The 18,491-nt window shown below is 64.7% G+C and carries 15 protein-coding genes; 7 read left to right on the top strand and 8 right to left on the bottom strand.

Annotated elements, in window-relative coordinates; genetic code table 11:
• Positions 1-304: 304 nt before the first annotated feature.
• Complete coding sequence (locus ATY02_RS19165; protein ID WP_068584452.1) at positions 305-1,789, top strand: DASS family sodium-coupled anion symporter; 1,485 nt, start codon at positions 305-307, stop codon at positions 1,787-1,789.
• Positions 1,790-1,813: 24 nt separating this feature from the next.
• On the opposite strand, the gene dapF is transcribed toward ATY02_RS19165, so the two are convergent.
• Positions 1,814-2,608 (bottom strand): diaminopimelate epimerase, encoded by a 795-nt coding sequence (gene dapF / locus ATY02_RS19160; RefSeq protein ID WP_068584450.1) that lies wholly within the window; start codon positions 2,606-2,608, stop codon positions 1,814-1,816.
• Between the two features lie 237 nt (positions 2,609-2,845).
• Here dapF and ATY02_RS19155 point away from each other — a divergent pair, with 237 nt between their 5' ends.
• Together ATY02_RS19155 and ATY02_RS19150 are read left to right on the top strand one after the other, a co-directional pair.
• The gene (locus tag ATY02_RS19155) at positions 2,846-4,501 is read left to right on the top strand and encodes an MFS transporter (protein WP_068584448.1); all 1,656 of its coding nucleotides are present in this window, start codon (positions 2,846-2,848) and stop codon (positions 4,499-4,501) included.
• A complete protein-coding gene (locus ATY02_RS19150) occupies positions 4,498-5,628 on the top strand; it encodes an HlyD family secretion protein (protein ID WP_068584445.1) in 1,131 nt (376 codons plus the stop codon). Before ATY02_RS19155 ends, ATY02_RS19150 begins: the two co-directional genes overlap by 4 nt.
• 168 nt (positions 5,629-5,796) lie before the next feature.
• Here the strand turns inward: ATY02_RS19150 and copD are convergent, their stop codons facing one another.
• The 4 genes from copD to ATY02_RS19130 form a co-directional block, all read right to left on the bottom strand.
• The gene (gene copD, locus ATY02_RS19145; protein ID WP_068584441.1) at positions 5,797-6,651 is read right to left on the bottom strand and encodes a copper homeostasis membrane protein CopD; all 855 of its coding nucleotides are present in this window, start codon (positions 6,649-6,651) and stop codon (positions 5,797-5,799) included.
• A 3-nt stretch (positions 6,652-6,654) separates the two neighbouring features.
• Positions 6,655-7,023 carry a copper homeostasis periplasmic binding protein CopC gene (copC, locus tag ATY02_RS19140; RefSeq protein WP_068584439.1) on the bottom strand — a complete coding sequence of 123 codons (369 nt, stop codon included), beginning with the start codon at positions 7,021-7,023 and terminating at the stop codon, positions 6,655-6,657.
• 56 nt (positions 7,024-7,079) lie between these two features.
• The gene (locus ATY02_RS19135; protein WP_022643928.1) at positions 7,080-7,514 is read right to left on the bottom strand and encodes a GNAT family N-acetyltransferase; all 435 of its coding nucleotides are present in this window, start codon (positions 7,512-7,514) and stop codon (positions 7,080-7,082) included.
• A 184-nt stretch (positions 7,515-7,698) separates the two neighbouring features.
• Positions 7,699-8,421, bottom strand: a complete 723-nt coding sequence (locus ATY02_RS19130) for an Imm52 family immunity protein (protein WP_068584436.1) — start codon at positions 8,419-8,421, stop codon at positions 7,699-7,701.
• 302 nt (positions 8,422-8,723) lie between these two features.
• Here ATY02_RS19130 and ATY02_RS19125 point away from each other — a divergent pair, with 302 nt between their 5' ends.
• Positions 8,724-9,344 (top strand): TetR/AcrR family transcriptional regulator, encoded by a 621-nt coding sequence (locus ATY02_RS19125; RefSeq protein WP_068584434.1) that lies wholly within the window; start codon positions 8,724-8,726, stop codon positions 9,342-9,344.
• Between the two features lie 66 nt (positions 9,345-9,410).
• On the opposite strand, the gene preA is transcribed toward ATY02_RS19125, so the two are convergent.
• From preA to hydA, 3 genes are all read right to left on the bottom strand, one after another.
• Complete coding sequence (gene preA, locus ATY02_RS19120) at positions 9,411-10,706, bottom strand: NAD-dependent dihydropyrimidine dehydrogenase subunit PreA (protein ID WP_176719766.1); 1,296 nt, start codon at positions 10,704-10,706, stop codon at positions 9,411-9,413.
• Entirely contained in the window at positions 10,703-12,070 is a 1,368-nt protein-coding gene (locus ATY02_RS19115) for an NAD(P)-dependent oxidoreductase (protein ID WP_068584429.1), read from the bottom strand. Before ATY02_RS19115 ends, preA begins: the two co-directional genes overlap by 4 nt.
• Before the next feature lie 264 nt (positions 12,071-12,334).
• The gene (gene hydA, locus ATY02_RS19110; protein WP_068584427.1) at positions 12,335-13,774 is read right to left on the bottom strand and encodes a dihydropyrimidinase; all 1,440 of its coding nucleotides are present in this window, start codon (positions 13,772-13,774) and stop codon (positions 12,335-12,337) included.
• Between the two features lie 620 nt (positions 13,775-14,394).
• Between hydA and ATY02_RS19105 the strand changes: the two genes are divergently transcribed.
• The 3 genes from ATY02_RS19105 to ATY02_RS19095 all read left to right on the top strand — a co-directional run bounded on the left by ATY02_RS19105 (position 14,395) and on the right by ATY02_RS19095 (position 18,463).
• Positions 14,395-15,882 (top strand): NCS1 family nucleobase:cation symporter-1, encoded by a 1,488-nt coding sequence (locus ATY02_RS19105; protein ID WP_022643934.1) that lies wholly within the window; start codon positions 14,395-14,397, stop codon positions 15,880-15,882.
• A gap of 152 nt (positions 15,883-16,034) precedes the next feature.
• The gene (locus ATY02_RS19100; protein WP_068584424.1) at positions 16,035-17,309 is read left to right on the top strand and encodes a Zn-dependent hydrolase; all 1,275 of its coding nucleotides are present in this window, start codon (positions 16,035-16,037) and stop codon (positions 17,307-17,309) included.
• Between the two features lie 185 nt (positions 17,310-17,494).
• Positions 17,495-18,463, top strand: a complete 969-nt coding sequence (locus ATY02_RS19095) for an aliphatic sulfonate ABC transporter substrate-binding protein (RefSeq protein WP_068584421.1) — start codon at positions 17,495-17,497, stop codon at positions 18,461-18,463.
• Positions 18,464-18,491 lie beyond the last annotated feature (28 nt).

Genomic DNA, 18,491 nt, shown 5'->3' with positions numbered 1-18,491 from the left:
CCTTGCAGGTTGGAGTGATACAGCCAGGTTTGTGTCGACTCCTTGTCGCCCTGATATCACTCTGACTCCTAAATGATGAAAAATCTGTAGAGATGTTAAAAAATATTTCTGTAAACGATTCTCCGTTTCACCCAGCGCGCCAACGCCCCGCAAACCGGGCGATTCGTCCTGGCAGGTACACCACGGATGCAGGTTCTGCGACTCGTGCCGAGCCATACACGGCCCCTGGTTTGACTCCCATCAACGCGCCTTTTGCGCTTTTGCGCCATGCTGGGCGCCTGTCCAATGGAGAAGGAAAAGGCCCATGACTACGCCTGTGACAACGGCGCCCGCGGCCAAGGCCGCATTACCAATTGGATTGCTGATCGCCGTGCTGGCCATGATCGGCGTGTTGTTCCTGCCGCTGCCCGCCGACCTGCCCGTGGCGGGGCACCGGATGCTGGCGATCCTGGCATTCGCGGTGGTGGTGTGGATCAGCGAAGCGGTGTCCTACGAGGCCAGCGCGATCATGATCACCGCCCTGATGGCGATCCTCATCGGCACCGCGCCAACCTTGAACGACCCTGGCCAACTGTATGGCAGCTCGGCGGCCATCAGCCTGGCCCTGACCGGGTTTTCCAACTCGGCCCTGGCCCTGGTGGCCGGCGCCTTGTTCATCGCCGCCGCCATGACCCACACCGGCCTGGACCGGCGCATCGCCCTGGTAACCCTGGCCCGGGTCGGCACCAGTACCCGGCGCATCCTCCTGGGTGCCATCGCCGTGACCATCCTCCTCAGCCTGCTGGTGCCCAGCGCCACCGCCCGCAGCGCCTGCGTGGTGCCGATCATGATGGGAGTGATCGCCGCGTTCGGCGTCGACAAGCGCTCGAACATCGCCGCCGGGCTGATGATCGTGGTGGCCCAGGGCACCAGTATCTGGAACGTCGGGATCCAGACCGCCGCCGCACAGAACCTTTTGACCGTGGGATTCATGGACAAGATGCTCGGCCAGCGCGTGGCCTGGCTCGACTGGTTGATCGCCGGGGCGCCCTGGGCGCTGATCATGTCCCTGGTGCTGCTGTATCTGGTGCTCAAGATGCTGCCCCCGGAGAGCGACAGCATTCCCGGCGGCAAGGAAGCGGTGGCCAGGTCCCTGGCGGATATCGGCCCCATGACCGGGCCGCAGAAGCGCCTGCTGGCGGTGTCGCTGCTGTTGCTGCTGGCCTGGTCCACCGAAGGCAAGCTGCACCCGTTCGACACCACGACCACCACCTACGCCGGGCTGGTGCTCCTGCTGCTGCCACGGATCGGCATCATGACCTGGAAGGATGTGCAGTCGCGCATTCCCTGGGGCACGGTGATCGTCTTCGGGGTCGGCATCAGCCTCGGTTCGGCGCTGCTCAGTACCCAGGCCGGGCAATGGCTGGGCACTCAGGTGGTGGCCCACACCGGGCTGGACCAGGTCGGCCCGCTGGCGGTCTTCGCCATCCTCGGCGCCTTCCTGATCCTGATCCACCTGGGGTTCGCCAGCGCCACGGCACTGACCTCGGCCTTGCTGCCGATCCTCATCGCGGTGCTGCAGACCCTGCCGGGCGAGTTCAGCCGGCTGGGCATGACCATGCTCCTGGGGTTCGTGGTCAGCTACGGCTTCATCCTGCCGATCAACGCCCCGCAGAACATGGTGTGCCTGGGCACCGAGACCTTCACCGCGCGCCAGTTCGCCAAGGTCGGGCTGGTGGTGACGCTGGTCGGCTACCTGCTGATGCTGGTGTTCGCCATGACCTGGTGGAAATGGCTGGGCTGGCTGTAGGCCCGGAGCGGGGCAGGGCTGGCCCTACAGCCAGCCGCTGAACACCCGGGTCACGCTACCGGCCAGGCGCACCTTGCCCTGGCCGTCCCAGCTCACGCTCACCGGTCCGCCGTCGCACAGCACCGTCACCTGGTTGTCCAGCAGGCCCCGGCGGATGCCGTTGACCACTGCGCCGCAGGAGCAGGAACCGGAACCCAGGGGAATGCCGCCGTGGCGTTCCCAGATCCGTAGGCGAATGGTCTGGCGGTCGATGACCTGGATGAAATGCACGTTGGTCTGCTTTACGAACAACGGATGGGTCTCGACCGCCGGTCCAAGGCTGGCGATGTCCAGCTGCTGCAGGTCGTCGACGAAAAAACTGCAATGCGGATTGCCCATGCTGCACGCCGCCGGTTCCCCCGGTAGCGGCAGGCGCAGGCTGTCCAGCTCCCGGGCCAGGGGAATGTCCTGCCAGGCGAGCCCGGGAACGCCCATCTCCACCGACACGCTGTGGTCGGCCAGGCGCTGGCAATCTTGTAGGCCGCGGGCGGTCTTCAGGCGCAGCGCGCTGGCGCCGCTTTCGCGCAGCAACAGCTCGGCGGCACCCCGGGTAGCACTGCCGCAGGCATCGAGGCTGGAACCATCGGCATTGAAGAAGGTCAGTTGCGCCGCGCTCTCGCGACAATCGCCCAGCACCACCAGTTGATTGAAACCTATGCCACGTTGCCGGTCGCCCAAGGCCCTGGCGCGTTCGGCGGTGATCGGCTGGCCGCGACCGCGGGCGTCGATCACCACGAAATCGTCGCCATTGGCATGCATCTTCACGAAATTAAGCGGCATTTATGCTCCACAGGGATAGGACAAGATATGCAACCAGGCCAGGATCGAACAGTCAGCGGCACCCGTCGCCATCCGTTGCAGGATTTCGAAAAAACTCCGGCGACGCCAGCGTCTTGAAATAAAATTCACCCAACGTACTCCAGGCGTGCCTGGGCCCGGGGGTTTATGGCAGGCTGGCGGTCACACGATCCGCGTCGACCTTCCCGGTACGGACCAGAACAACACTAAGGTCACTGCATGGATCACTACGCCCCGCGCAACTGGCAGCCCCACGAAAAGCCCAGCTTGCCCGGCTCGCCCTCGACACCGCTGCACCCCACCCACAAGCGCCTGGCTTATGCGCTAGTGGGCCTTTTGGTGGCCATCACCGGTGGGCTGGGCAACTCCCTGGTGATCGCCAACCTGCCGTACCTGCAAGGCGCCCTGGGGGCCACCACCGCGGAAATGGCCTGGTTGCCGGCCGCCTATGTCATGACCAACGTGTCGATGAACCTGCTGCTGGTGAAATTCCGCCAGCAGTTCGGCCTGCGGGCCTTCACCGAGGTGTTCCTGGTGCTCTATGCCCTGGTGACCTTCGGCCACCTGTTCGTCAACGACCTGAGCTCGGCCATCGCCGTGCGTGCGGCCCACGGCATGGTGGGTGCGGCCTTGAGCTCGCTGGGCCTGTACTACATGGTCCAGGCCTTCCCGGCCAAATGGCGGCTCAAGGCCCTGGTGCTGGGGCTGGGTACCTCGCAGTTGGCCTTGCCCCTGGCGCGGCTGTTCTCCGAAGACCTGCTGCAGATCGCCGAATGGCGTGGCCTGTACCTGTTCGAGCTGGGCTTGGCCCTGGCTTCCCTGGGCTGCGTGTTCATGCTCAAGCTGCCGCCCGGCGATCGCTTTCGCACCTTCGAGAAACTCGACTTCCTGACCTTCGCCTTGCTCGCCACCGGCGTGGCGCTGTTGTGCGCGGTGCTGTCCCTGGGGCGCATCGACTGGTGGCTGGAGGCTCCGTGGATCGGCTACGCCAGCGCCGCCTCGATCCTGCTGATCTTCGCTGGCCTATGCATCGAACATAACCGCAGCAACCCGATGCTGATGACCCGCTGGCTGGGCAGCGGGGCGATGATCCGCCTGGCCCTGGCGGTGATCCTGATCCGCATGGTGCTCTCGGAGCAGTCCACCGGCGCGGTGGGTTTCCTCCAGGCGCTGAACATGAGCAGCGAACAGATGCGCCTGCTTTACGGGGTGATGCTGCTGGGCAGCATTGCGGGGCTGGCCACCAGCGCCTTGACCATCAACCCGGCGCACCTGTTCATGCCCCTGGTCATTTCCCTGGCGCTGATGGCCGTCGGTTCGGTGATGGACAGTTTCTCCAGCAACCTCACGCGCCCGGCCAACATGTACATCAGCCAGTTCCTGCTGGCTTTCGGCGGTACGTTCTTCCTTGGCCCGACCATGGTCCTGGGCACCCGCAACGTGCTGACCAACCCGCGCAACCTGGTGAGCTTCTCGGTGCTGTTCGGCATCTGCCAGAACCTCGGCGGGCTGATCGGCTCGGCCCTGCTGGGGACCTTCCAGATCGTGCGCGAGAAATACCATTCCAGCTTCATCGTCGAGCAGCTGACCTTGCTCGACCCCCAGGTCCTGGCCCGGGTGCAGAGCGGCGCGGCGGCCTATGGCAAGGTCATCGCCGACCCTGACCTGCGCACCCTGCAAGGCATGCGCAGCCTGGCTTCGGCGGCCACCCGCGAAGCCAACGTGATGGCCTACAACGATGTATTCATGCTGATCGCGGTGATCGCCGTGCTGACCATGATCTGGATCTTCATCCGCAGCCTGTGGCTGATGAGCACCACCAAGCCCGTCGCGCCCCAGCCTCCCGTCCAACCCAGTGGTGCCCCTTCTTCATGAGCGAAACCGTCAATCCCACCACCAATGCCATCGCCTCGAGCCCCGAGCCCAATGGCCCGCCGACCATTCCTGCCACCGAGCCACGGCCGTTGGCAGTGCGGATCATCTCGTCCCTGGGGTTTGCCGCGATCGCCATCGTCGGCGTGCTGATCGTGCTCTACGCCTGGCAGCTGCCGCCGTTTTCCAGCGCCATTGAAAGCACCGAGAACGCCCTGGTGCGTGGCCAGGTGACGATCATCGGGCCGCAACTCAGCGGTTATGTGTTTGAAGTGCCGGTGCAGGACTTCCAGCACGTCAAGACCGGCGACCTGCTGGTGCGCCTGGATGACCGCATCTACCAGCAGCGCCTGGACCAGTCCCTGGCCCAGCTGGCGGTGCAGAAGGCCTCTTTGGCCAATAACCTGCAACAACGCAACAGCGCCGAAGCCACCATCAAGCTGCGCCAGGCGGCCCTGGCCGACAGCCAGGCCCAGGCGCGCAAGAGCGCCGCGGACCTGTCGCGCAACGAGGCGCTGATCGCCGATGGTTCGGTGTCCCGGCGTGAGCTGGACGTGACCCGCGCCGCCAATGCCCAGACCGTGGCAGCGGTGGCCCAGGCCCAGGCCCAGCTGGAAATCGCCCGCCAGGACCTGCAGACCGTGATCGTCAATCGCGGCTCCCTGGAGGCGGCGGTGGCCAATGCCGAAGCGGCGGTGCAACTGGCGCGGATCGACCTGTCCAACACCCGGATCCTCGCCCCGCGCGATGGCCAGCTGGGGCAGATCGGCGTGCGCCTGGGGGCCTACGTCAACTCCGGGGCGCAGTTGATGGCCCTGGTGCCGGACCAGCTGTGGGTGATCGCCAACATGAAGGAAACCCAGATGGACAACGTCCGGCTGGGGCAGCCGGTGAGCTTCACCGTGGATGCGCTGAACCACCGCAAGTTCACCGGCAAGGTGCAGCTGATCTCGCCGGCCACCGGCTCGGAATTCGCCTTGCTGCAGGCGGACAACGCCACTGGCAACTTCGTCAAGATCGCCCAGCGGGTGCCGGTGCGGATCACCGTCGACCCTGACCAGCAAGAGCTGGATCGCCTACGCCCGGGGTTGTCGGTGGTGGTCAGCATCGACACCTCCGTCACCCCCTAGCGCTACCGCCCTGTAGCCGCTGTCGAGCCCGCGAGGCTGCGCACGAGGACGCAGTCCTCGCCAAACCGGCCTATGCATTCCATCTGGATAATTGCGGTGCCTGTTTCCACGGGCGCTGCGCGCCCGGTCGCAGCCGCGCTGGCGCTGGGCGGCGGCTACAAAGGCGGTTCAGGCTTGCAGCGGCGGTAGGGTGCCTAGCAAGGCGACGGCCGCCACGGCGGCGATGCCCAGCAACCACTCCAGGCCCACGCTGCGGCGCAGGCTGTCCAGGCGCTGGTCGCAGCCCCGGGTGCGCAAGCGATTGAACAGGGCCAGGGCCAGCATGCCGGCCACCAGCAGGGCTTTCACCAACAGCACCAGGGCGAAACCGCTGAACAGCGGGGTCGGCCACCATTGGCCAGTGAGCATCCTCACGTTGACCAGGCCACTGGCCAACAGGCCCGCCACCAGCACGTAGCCCACGCCGCTGAAGCGCCGCAGCAGCGGCTCCAGGGACGCCTGCGGCTGGCGCAGGACCATCAGCAATACCAGCAAACCGCCCAGCCACAGGCCGACGCAGCCCAGGTGGACGATCTGGTTGAGAATCAACAATTGCCCCTTGAGGCCATCGAACATGGCGCCGTGGCCCACCGGGGCCAGGGTGCCCAGGAGCAGGGCGGCCAGCCCCAGGCGCAACGGCAGGGAACGGCCCAGGGGTGTCAGCAGCAGGCCCAGCAACACCAGGTTGAGCACCAGGTGCCAGGTCCAGACCTGGCCGAAGAACGTCTTGCCCAGCACCAGCCAAACTGTCGCCGGGTCCAGGGCGGCGGACCAGGCCCCGGCCATGCTGGCGCTGATCAGCAGCAACCAACCCAGAGCGCTGGCCAGGCCGACCAGGGTCAGCCCGCGAGCCACGCGGTCCAGCCGCTGCTGCACGACTTCATGGCCTCGGCCCAGCAGCAACGGGCGCAAGCCCCAGGCCCCGACCAGGGTCAGGATCGCGGCGAAATGCACGAAGCGGCACAGCACCAGCCATGACGCCATGGGTTATGGGCTCACCTTGAAGCTGTAGCTGCCTTCGCTCTTGTGGGTGTCCACTGACACGGCGTGCCATTGCACCTTGTAGCTGCCGGCCGGCAGTGGAGCGCTGGCGGGGGTGACGACCAGGGTCTTCTTGTCCGCGCCTTCGGTGGCCAGGCCCTTGAGCGCGACGGGGGCGCCGTCTTTGCTCAGCTCGACCTTGGTGAAGGCCGCTTCCACGCCCTCGCTGAACTCCAGACGCAGCTCGCTGGGGGCGCTGGCGCTGCTGTCGGCGGCGGGCGTGGTGGTTTTCAGGTGGGCGTGGGCCAGTGCCGAGCCGGTGGCCAGCAGGCAGGTGAGGAGGGCGGAGGTGGTGCAGAGTGTTTTCAACGACATGGCAGGTTACCTGTAGAAAAGCCAGGGAGCCGGCGCCGCTGGGGCGCCGGTATGGTTCAAGCGTCTTGCAACTGCATGTGGATGATGGGGTACGGCTTGCCTTCACCATCGGTTTCCGAGCGACCGTAGTCGACGAAACCATAGTGACGGTAGAAGCCATGGGCCTGGGGGTTCTGCTCGTTGACATCGACCTTCAGACCCGGCTGCCGGACCTGATCCAGCAACTGGCGGCCGATACCCTGGCCACGCTGGGCCGGTTCGATGAACAGCATCTGCACGGTGTCGTCGCCAATGGCGATGAAGCCGCCAGGCGTGGCATCGGGGTTCTCCCAGACCAGCACTTGCAGGGCCGGCAGGTAGCTGTCGCGTATCAGCGGGTAGAGGCGCTGGATGTCGTCTTCGCTGATGAAGTCATGGGTGGCGCGTACCGAACGCTCCCAGAGCGCGGTAAGCAAGGCGTCGTCCGCAGCGACGCGAGGGCGAATCTTCATGGGGATGATCCATCTTGGTAACTGATTAGATGGCCGGCGGTAGGGTAGGGCCGGCATTTGGGCAGAGACCTGTATGCCCGTGTCGCGAATCAACGCTTGGACGGAGCACTGCAGTGACGGCTGCAAATGAGCGGGAGGCCGATCCTACCCAATGATGCCCGCCAGCGAAACCCCGAAGGCGTCTTTAATGCCGCATGGGCAGGAACCCCAGCTCGACCAGCTTGGCATCGGTCGTTGCGATTTTCTGCAGATGTTGTGCATTGCCTTCATCCATGACGCCGGGGCATGTGACGATGATGCTGCCTTGGGCCGGGGTTGGGCGCAGTTCATCCACCTGGGGGAAATCCTGCGCCGACAAGGGCTGGGGGCAGTAGCCGATCCAGCCGACGGTTTGCCGGTCTGCGAAGGTTCGTTGCCGGCGGTAGTAAGCGTTGGGGGCCACCACGCCCCAGGCGATCTCCGGCCAGAACTCAAACGCCGTGCTGATCAGTTCCACCAAACCTTGCCGCGGATTTTGCAAGCAGCGGACCAAGGTCCCAGCGTCGGAAAACTCGAGGCCCGTGGGCAGCGAACCTCTGTGCCTTGCGTGGTACTTGAGTGAAAGCCCGCCTTTGAGCGGGTCGGATATCCCGTTCCAGAGCACAAAGCTCATGTCATTGATGGCGAAGTCCTCATCCTTCCAGGACTGCACTTCGCGGACAAAACTGGCTTCGTCCAGCAGCACCTCATGCTCCAGGCCCTTGTTGCGGCTGTCAGCGCACAAGAACCAGTGCTTGAGGATAGGGTCGATCCTGCCGATCTCCTGCAAGAAGCCAAGGCTTCTCTGGATCTGCAGTCGCTCCGGGACTTGAGCGATTTTCTGCCTGTCGAAACTCAAATTGAAATTGAAGCGCTTGAATTCGTCCATGAGGTCTCCGTAAGGATGCTCCCTGCCTGTTGGGGCAAAGCGTTGTCGCGTCAATCGCTGGGCGGCGAGTCGTTTCCCCGGCCCAGGGGGCTGGCTGCGCCAGGGCGTGATTTAACATGAAATGGCGAGCTGGGTGTGGCTCCCATGAACCCGCCGCCACGCTGATGCAGGCATGGCACTGGCACCGGCGATCCGCGCTGGCTCTAGCGGGCAAGCAAGCCGGTTTTCTCGGCAGTGCTTGAGTTAGAAGTGCGCTTAGCAGGGTGCTAGTCTTGCCGCAGACTGTTTTGGTAGGAGCCCTCATGGGCAATCACAAGATCGAGATTCGTCGCAACAACGTGGAAAAGATCCTCCTGGGGGCCGAGAAAGTCTTCGCCGAAAAGGGTTACGCCGGCACCGCCATGGCCGACATCGCCGAAGAGGTGCAACTGCCGCGTTCCAACCTGCATTACTACTTCAGCACCAAGCACGAACTCTACAGCGCGGTGCTGCTGGACCTGCTGGACGTGTGGAAGCAGGACGCCCTGTGCTTCGAGATGTTCGACGACCCGCGGGTGGTGCTCAGCAGCTATATCCGCGCCAAGATGCAGCATTCGCGCAGCCGCCCCCACGGCTCCAAGGTCTGGGCCAACGAGATCATGCATGGCGCGCCAAGCCTGGGCACCGCGTTGGACGAGAGCCTGTACGACTGGGCGAAGATGAAGGAAGCCAAGATCCGCCAATGGGTCGACGACGGGCGGATCCTTGCGGTGGAACCCTCGGCGCTGCTGTACCTGATCTGGGCCTCGACCCAGCATTACGCCGACTTCGACCACCAGGTGAACATCCTCAACGACCACCAGCCGCTGTCGGATCTGCAATTCGAACGGGCGGTGCAGACCGTCACCAGCGTGATCCTGCGCGGCATCGGCCTGGAACCATAGAGGCAGCGGCAAGCGGCAAGTGAAAGCAAGCTTCAAGCTAGGAGCTTGAAGCTTGCGACTTGCTGCTTAGAACTTGCCGCTTGTAGCTGCTTCCTCGCGGTGAGGGTTGCGGGGGTCATGCAGCCAGTCGAGGAATGGCTTGCCGGTCTGCTGCGGCACCATCTCGATGCAATCCTGCACCGGGCAGGTGATCTGGCACAGGTTGCAGCCCACGCATTCTTCGTCGATCACCTCATATTTATGGGTGCCGTCCGCTTGCCTGAGGCTGGCGATGGCCTGGTGCGAAGTGTCTTCGCAGGCAATATGACAACGGCCGCAACCGATGCACGCCTCCTGGTCAATTTTCGCGATCACCTGGTAGTTGATATCCAGGTACTTCCAGTCGGTGGTGTTGCCCACCGCCCGCCCGGAGAAGTCCTGCAGGCTGTGGTAGCCCTGGCTGTCCATCCACCGCGAAAGGCCATCCTGCATCTCTTCGACGATACGAAAGCCATGCAGCATCGCCGCCGTGCACACCTGTACCGCGCCGCAGCCCAGGGCCACGAATTCCGCGGCATCGCGCCAGCTGCCGATACCGCCGATGCCGCAGATCGGCAGGCCACGGGTCTGTGGGTCACGGGCGATCTCGGCCACCATGTTCAGGGCGATCGGCTTGACCGCCGAGCCGCAGTAGCCACCGTGGGTGCTCTGGCTGCCCACCATCGGGTGGGCCACCATGCGCTCCAGGTCGACGCTGGTGATGGAGTTGATGGTGTTGATCAACGACACCGCATCGGCCCCGCCACGATGGGCGGCGCGGGCCGACTGGCGGATGTCGGTGATGTTCGGCGTCAGCTTGACGATCACCGGCAGCGAGCAGTACGTCTTGCACCAGCGGGTCACCTGCTCGACGTACTCCGGCACCTGGCCCACTGCCGCGCCCATGCCGCGTTCCGGCATGCCGTGGGGGCAGCCGAAGTTCAGCTCGATGCCATCGGCGCCGGTGGCCTCCACCAGCGGCAGGATGTGTTTCCACGAATCCTCGACGCAAGGCACCATCAGCGAAACGATCAGCGCCCGGTCCGGCCAATCCTTCTTCACCTGGGTGATTTCCCTGAGGTTGATCTCCAGGGAGCGGTCGGTGATCAGCTCGATGTTGTTGATCCCCAGCACCTCGCGATTGGCGCCGAAATGCGCCGAGTAGCGCGACGACACGTTGACCGCCGCCGGGTCTTCGCCGAGGGTTTTCCAGATCACACCGCCCCAGCCCGCCTCGAAGGCGCGGACCACGTTGTAGGCCTTGTCGGTGGGCGGCGCGGAGGCCAGCCAGAACGGGTTGGGCGCCTTGATTCCTGCGAACACAATCGACAGATCGGCCATCACGCAGCCTCCACGTTGAGCATGAGTTGAGCATGCATGGCCTCGGCGGCCAGCTTGCCGTGCTGCACGGCCTGGACGGTGAGGTCCTGGCCGAGGCTGGTGCAGTCGCCACCGGCGTAGACTCCGGGAATGCTGGTGCGCAGTTGCTCGTCCACGGCGATGCGTTCGCCGCTGCGCTTGAGTTCCCGGGCCAGAGGATCGTCCAGGCTGGCGCTGTCGAACGCCTGGCCGATGGCCTTGAAGATCGCGTCGGCGGCCAGCTCGAAGGTTTCGCCGGTGGTGTGCAGGCGACCCTCCACCAGTTGGGTCCGGGCAAAGCGCATGCCGCGCACCCGGCCCTGGTCGTCCAGCAATACCTGTTCGGGAGCGGCCCAGGTCAGCAACCGCACCTGGTTGGCCTTGGCGATGTCCTGCTCATGGCCGGTGGCGCCCATGTCCGCGGCGCCACGGCGGTACACCAGGTTGACGTCGCGGGCGCCGAGGCGGGCCATCTGCACCGCCATGTCGATGGCGGTATTGCCGGCGCCGATGACGATGCAGCGCTCGGCCAGGGGCAACTGGCCAAGGTCGTCGGTCTGGCGCAGCTCGCGGATATAGTCGGTGGCCGCCAGCAGCCCGGGGGCGTCCTCGTGCTCCAGGCCCAGGCGCTTGCTGGCCGCCAGGCCCAGGCCGAGGAATACCGCATCGAACTCTTGGTGCAGTTCGCTCAGGCTCAAGTTGTCGCCCAGTACCTGGCCATGGCGGATCTCGATGCCGCCGACGTCGAGCAGGAACTCCAGTTCGCGCTGGGCGAAATCGTCCACCAGCTTGTACTTGGCGATCCCGTATTCGTTGAGGCCCCCGGCTTTTTCCCGGGCCTCGAAGATCACCACCTCATGGCCGTGCAAGGCGCTGCGGTGGGCGCAGGACAGCCCGGCCGGGCCGGCGCCGACCACGGCGATACGCTTGCCGGTGGCGGCGGCGCGCTGGAACGGATGCTGGCTGAACTGCGCGTTGTCCAGGGCGTAGCGCTGCAGTTGGCCGATCAGCACCGGCGCGCATTCCTGGGCGTTGTTGCGCACGCAAGCCTGCTGGCACAGGACCTCGGTGGGGCAGACCCGGGCGCAGCTGCCGCCGAGGATATTCGCCGCGAGGATCTTCTGCGCCGCGCCTTGCACGTTGTCGGTGTGGATGTGGCGGATGAACGAGGGGATGTCGATCTCGCTGGGGCAGGCGTTGACGCAGGGCGCGTCGTAGCAGTACAGGCAGCGCGAAGCTTCCAGCTGCGCCTGGCGTGGGGTCAGGGGTGGCGCCAGGTCGCTGAAATGCTCGGCGAGGGTGACGCCGTCCAGGGTCGGACGGGGCAAGTGGTTCAGGGTCTGGATCACGGTTCTGGCCTCAGGTTTTTTTATCGAATGCCTCTGATGGGCATTGTTTTTCAGCGATGGAGCGGTTATCGCGCTGACCTCTGATTCGCTGCCTGTTTCTGTAGCCCCAGCGAGGCTGCGATCGGCAACGCAGTTGCCGCAAAACCTGCGCGTGCGGTGCGCCAGGTAGAACGCGATAGCCGGGTTAGGGCGCGCTTCTTCGGACTGCCGCCCAACCCGATCGCAGCCTCGCCAAGGCTCGGCAGCGGCTACAGGGCGACAGGTTCAGCGTTCGACGGCAGTCGGCTTGTGGGCTTCGGCGCGCTTGTTCAGCAGGTCGAACACCGTCGGGTAGGGCGGGCGCTCGACGTAGCGCCCGGCGCCGCGCTCGGCCCGCAGGTCGCCGTCGGCCCACACCAGCCGGCCCTGGCTGATGGTGTGGCTGGGGATGCCACGCACGGTCTTGCCTTCGAAGATGTTGAAGTCCACCTGCTGGTGGTGGGTCTTGGCGGAAATGGTCCGGGTACCGGCCGGGTCCCACAGCACCAGGTCGGCATCGGCGCCGACGCGGATCGCCCCCTTGCGCGGGTAGAGGTTGAAGATCTTGGCGGTGTTGGTGGAGGTCAGGGCGACGAACTCCTGCATCGACAGGCGCCCGCTGTTGACCCCTTCGTCCCACAGCACGGCCATGCGGTCCTCGATGCCGGCGGTGCCGTTGGGGATCCTGCTGAAGTCCTCGCGCCCGGCGGCCTTCTGCTCGGCGCAGAAGCAGCAATGGTCGGTGGCGGTGGTGTGCAGGTTGCCCGATTGCAGGCCATGCCACAGCGCCTCCTGGTGGCCGCGCGGGCGGAAGGGCGGGCTCATCACGTAGCCGGCGGCGGTCTGCCAGTCCGGGTCGCGGTACACGCTGTCGTCCAGCAGCAGGTGCCCGGCCAGCACTTCGCCATAGACCGGCTGGCCCTGGGCCCGGGCATAGGTGATTTCATCCAGGGCCTCGCGGGTGGACACGTGCACCAGGTACAGCGGCGTGCCCAGGGTCTGGGCGATGCGGATCGCCCGGCTGGCGGCTTCGCCCTCCACCTGGGATGGCCGCGACAGTGGATGGGCTTCCGGCCCGGTGATGCCCTGGGCCAGCAGCTTGCGCTGCAGGTGGTACACCAGCTCGCCATTCTCGGCGTGCACCGTGGGCACCGCGCCCAGTTCCAGGCAGCGCTCGAAGCTGGCCACCAGGGTGTCGTCGGCGGCCATGATGGCGTTCTTGTAGGCCATGAAATGCTTGAAGCTGTTGACCCCGTGATGCCGCACCAACTCGGCCATCTCCTCGCGCACCTGTTCGCTCCACCAGGTCACGGCCACATGGAATCCGTAGTCGCTGGCCGATTTCTCGGCCCAGCCGCGCCACTGGTGGAAGGCCTCCAGCAGCGATTGCTGAGGGTTGGGAATCACGAAGTCGATGATCGAGGTGGTGCCGCCGGCCAGGCCCGCCGCCGTCCCGCTGAAGAAGTCCTCGCTGGCCACGGTGCCCATGAAGGGCAGTTGCATGTGGGTGTGGGGATCGATGCCGCCGGGCATCAGGTACTGGCCGCTACCGTCGAGCACTTCGCAGCCTGCGGGAATGTCCAGGTGAGCGCCGATGGCTCTAATCAGGCCCTCTGCGCACAAGACATCGGCTTTATAACTTTCATCATGGGTAATAACGGTGGCGCCACGGATCAACAGAGACATTCCGAGTTCCTCGCAGGCATGACCGACTGTTTGCCGGTTCTAACTTTTTTATTGAACGCACTGACAACTAAACAATCCTGTCAGTGGTGTCAGGATTAAACGCTAGTCTCACTTTGAAGAAACATCAAGAATATTTTTTATAAGCTTATATTGAATGTAACTAATTGAAATTTAACGATAAAAAATATAAATCCCAGAAATAGTGCAGGCGTTCACCATTTTGACGCACTTGACAGGATCGAAAAATAGTCGAGATTTTCCATGTCCTATCAGCAGCTTGAAGAGGTACGAAAACGAATCGGATATCGTTGCTGAAAGTGCGGTGCACCTATTTGGGTCTTGATCTAAGTGGCAACTTGCCAGCTACCTTGCCTGAGTGGCCTGGCAACTAACCGAAGACCTGAAAGTTATTTGAATAAAGCTGAGTTACATCAGTTGCTTACATGGATTCCATCAACGGGTCAGTCACGAACCTGGGCTCACCGGCACACTTATTGAGTGCCGCCACGGATCGTCACGCCGGGGATGGAAGTCGTCAGTTCTCCGGCCATCGCCCGGCGCCCGATCCCATCGTCCGCTGGCTTGATGAGCAAAATAATCAGAACAACAGTGGAGCGGCCATGCAACAGATCAGATCCCAGGTGACCGAGCGCGCCGGCTTGTACGAGCTGGACGCCGGCAGCGACGTGCTCGACAGCCCCCGTTACAACCACGACATCGCCCCGACCAAGGTCCAGGAGCGCACCTGGAACAAGTGGCACATCACCGCGCTGTGGATCGGCATGTCGATCTGCGTGCCGACCTACACCCTGGGCGGGGTGCTCACCGCCTACTTCGGCCTGAGTGTCGGCGAGGCGCTGCTGGCGATCCTCTTGGCCAATGTCGTGGTGCTGTTGCCCCTGACCCTCAACGCCTTCGCCGGCACCAAGTACGGCATTCCGTTCCCGGTGCTGCTGCGCTCGTCGTTCGGCATCATCGGCTCCAACGTGCCGTGCCTGATCCGCGCCCTGGTGGCCTGTGGCTGGTTCGGCATCCAGACCCTGTTCGGCGGCCTGGCCATCCACCTGTTCCTCGGCTCGATCTTCCCGGATTGGAAGGCCCTGGGCGGCACCGGCGAGGTGATCGGCTTCATGCTGTTCTGGACCCTCAACCTGTGGGTGGTGCTGCGCGGCGCGGAATCGATCAAATGGCTGGAGACCTTGTCGGCGCCGCTGTTGGTGGCGGTGGGTATCGGGCTGCTGCTGTGGGCCTTGCCCAGCGTATCGCTCGGTGAGTTGCTGGCGATCCCGCCCAAGCGTCCCGAAGGTGCCAGCGTCACCGGCTACTTCATGGCCGGGCTGACGGCCATGGTCGGATTCTGGGCCACCTTGTCGCTGAACATCCCGGACTTCAGCCGCTACGCCAAGAGCCAGAAGGACCAGGTGCTGGGGCAGATCTTCGGCCTGCCGCTGACCATGTTCCTGTTCGCCGCCCTGGGAGTGGTGATGACCGCGGCCTCGGCCAAGCTGGTGGGGGTCACGGTCTCCGACCCGGTGAGCCTGATCGGGCATATCCAGAGCCCGGGCTGGGTGGCCGTGGCCATGGCGCTGATCATCATCGCCACGCTGTCGACCAACACCGCGGCCAACATCGTTTCGCCCACCAACGACTTCCAGAACATCGCCCCCAAGCTGATCGGCCGCACCACGGCGGTGATCCTCACCGGCTTGGTAGGGCTGGCGCTGATGGGCCACGAACTGCTCAAGAAGCTCGGCCTGCTGGTGTCCGACGTGAGCCTGGAAACCGTTTACTCCAACTGGCTGCTGGGCTACTCCAGCCTCCTGGGGCCGATCGCCGGGATCATGGTGGTGGACTACTTCATCATCCGCAGGCAGCGCCTGGACCTGGCCGGATTGTACCGCGACGACGTGTACCCGGCGTGGAACTGGCACGGCTTCATCGCCTTCGCCATCCCGGTGGCGCTGACCCTGATGTCGCTGGGCAGCAGTGCCTTCAACTGGTTCTACAGCTACGGCTGGTTCACCGGTTCGGCCCTGGGCGGGCTCATCTACTACGGCCTGTGCAACCTGCGCAGCCCGCAGGGCGTGAGCGCCAAGACGCCGGTGTGATGCATTGAGAGCATCGCGGGCAAGTCGCATCGCCGCCCGCTCGCTCCTGCAGGGAACGCGGGGCTTGTTCACAAACAATCCACCAGACACCACAGCACTCAAGACGAGCACGACCTTGTCGACCACAACCAGAAAAGCCTGAGGAGATCACCATGAACGCTGCCGTCGACGTTCTGCAATCCAGCCATCAGCACATCAACCGCGACCGCCTGTGGCAGTCGCTCATGGAGCTGGCCCGGCTCGGCGCCACGGTCAAGGGCGGGGTCTGCCGCCTGGCCCTGACCGACCTCGACCGCCAGGCCCGTGACCTGTTCGTCACCTGGTGCGAGGAGGCCGGGTGCACGGTCAGCGTGGACGGCATCGGCAACATCTTCGCCCGCCGCCCCGGGCGCAACCCGCAGTTGCCTCCGGTGATGACCGGCAGCCATATCGACACCCAGCCCACCGGGGGCAAGTTCGATGGTTGTTTTGGCGTGCTGGCGGGGCTTGAGGTGTTGCGCACCCTCAACGACCTCAAGCTGGAAACCGAGGCCCCCCTGGAAGTGGTGGTGTGGACCAACGAGGAAGGCTCGCGCTTCCCGCCGTGCATGATGGGCTCCGGGGTGTTCGCCGAGAAATTCACCCTGCAGGACACCCTGGCCAGGACCGATGCCGAGGGCATCAGCGTCGGCGCGGCGCTGAACGCCATCGGCTACGCCGGCACGCGCCAGGTCAGCGGGCATCCGGTGGGGGCCTACTTCGAGGCGCATATCGAGCAGGGGCCGATTCTTGAAGACGAGCGCAAGACCATCGGCGTGGTGCTCGGCGCCCTCGGGCAGAAGTGGTTCGACCTCAAGCTGCGCGGGGTCGAGGCCCATGCCGGCCCGACCCCGATGCACCTGCGCAAGGACGCCCTGGTCGGCGCCGCGGCGGTGGTGGCGGCGGTCAACCGTGCGGCCCTTGGCCATCAACCCCACGCCTGCGGCACCGTCGGTTGCCTGCAGGCCTACCCGGGCTCGCGCAACGTGATTCCCGGCGAGGTGCGCATGACCCTGGACTTCCGTCACTTGGAGCCTGCACGCCTGGACTCGATGATCGCCGAGGTGCGCCAGGTGATCGAATGCACGTGCGAGGAACACGGCCTGAGTTTCGAGCTGACCCCGACGGCGGACTTCCCGCCGCTGTACTTCCACAAGGTGTGCGTCGAGGCCGTGCGCGGCGCCGCCGAGGGCCTGGGCTTGTCGCACATGGACATCGTCAGTGGCGCCGGGCACGACGCGATCTTCGTCGCCGAACTGGGGCCGGCGGGGATGATCTTCGTGCCCTGCGAAGGCGGCATCAGCCACAACGAAATCGAGAACGCCGACCCCGACGACCTGGCCGCCGGCTGCGCGGTACTGCTGCGCGCCATGCTTGCCGCCTCCCAGACCATCAGCCTGACCTCCTGACTGCCGTCCCCGGCCTGCGAGCACTGCGTCCTCGTACGCAGCTTCGCAGGCTCAGCAGCGGCTACAGGTTTGCATGGGTGACGAACCTTTGGCAGACACTAAGCTAATTCCTAAAAATTATTTATTTTCTAATTATTAGATCAATTAGCTTTTAGCGACTGTCCTCTCCCAGAAGGTTCGCCCCCATGCGCCAACCCTTTGCTTTGCCTCGTCGCTTGTCGCTCTCCGTCCTTGTCGCCCTGGCGTTGGGCATGGCCTGCAACGCCCAGGCCGACACCAGCCTGCGCATTGGCTACCAGAAATCCTCGACCCTGCTGGCAGTGCTCAAGGCCCAGGGCACCCTGGAAAAGCAACTGGCGGGGCAGGGGGTGAACATCACCTGGCATGAGTTCACCAGCGGTTTGCCCCTGGCCGAATCGCTGAACGTGGGCAATGTCGATATCAGCGCCGATGTCGCCGACACCGTGCCGGTGTTCGCCCAGGCCGCCGGCGCCAGGTTGACCTACTTCGCCACCGAGACCCCATCGCCCGCGGCCCAGTCCATCGTCATCGGTAAGGACTCGCCGCTCAAGTCCCTGGCCGATCTCAAGGGCAAGCGCATCGCCGTGACCAAGGCTGCCGGCAGCCATTACCTGCTGATCGCCGCGTTGCGCGAGGTGGGCTTGAGCTTCGCCGATATCCAGCCGGTGTACCTGACCCCCGCCGATGGCCGCGCCGCCCTGGAAACCGCCAAGGTCGATGCCTGGGTCACCTGGGAACCCTTCGTCGCCAGCGCCGAGCGCCAGCAGGGTGCACGGGTACTGCACGACGGCCAGGGCCTGGCCAGCTACCGCCGCTACTACCTGGCCTCCAACGACTACGCCAAGGCCCATCCCGAGGTGTTGCAGCAGGTATTTACCGAGTTGCAGAAAACCGGCGCCTGGGTCAAGGCCAACCCGGCACAAGCGGCCAAGCTGCTGGGCCCGCTATGGGGCAACCTCGACGTCCCGACCGTAGAACTGGCCAACAGCCGCCGCACCTACCAGGTCGAGCCCGTACAGGTGCAAGCCCTGGGCGAACAGCAGAAGATCGCCGACACCTTCTACCAGGAGAAACTCCTGCCCAGGCCCGTGGATGCCCGGGCCGTACAGCTCTGGAGCCCCAAGCATCTGTAGCCGCTGCCGCGAGACCCCACGACACGCT

Source organism: Pseudomonas sp. BIOMIG1BAC, assembly GCF_001705995.2.
Classification (GTDB): Bacteria; Pseudomonadota; Gammaproteobacteria; order Pseudomonadales; family Pseudomonadaceae; genus Aquipseudomonas; species Aquipseudomonas sessilinigenes.
Note: the sequence above shows the minus strand (reverse complement) of the source record. Positions and strands in the feature narration are given on the sequence as shown.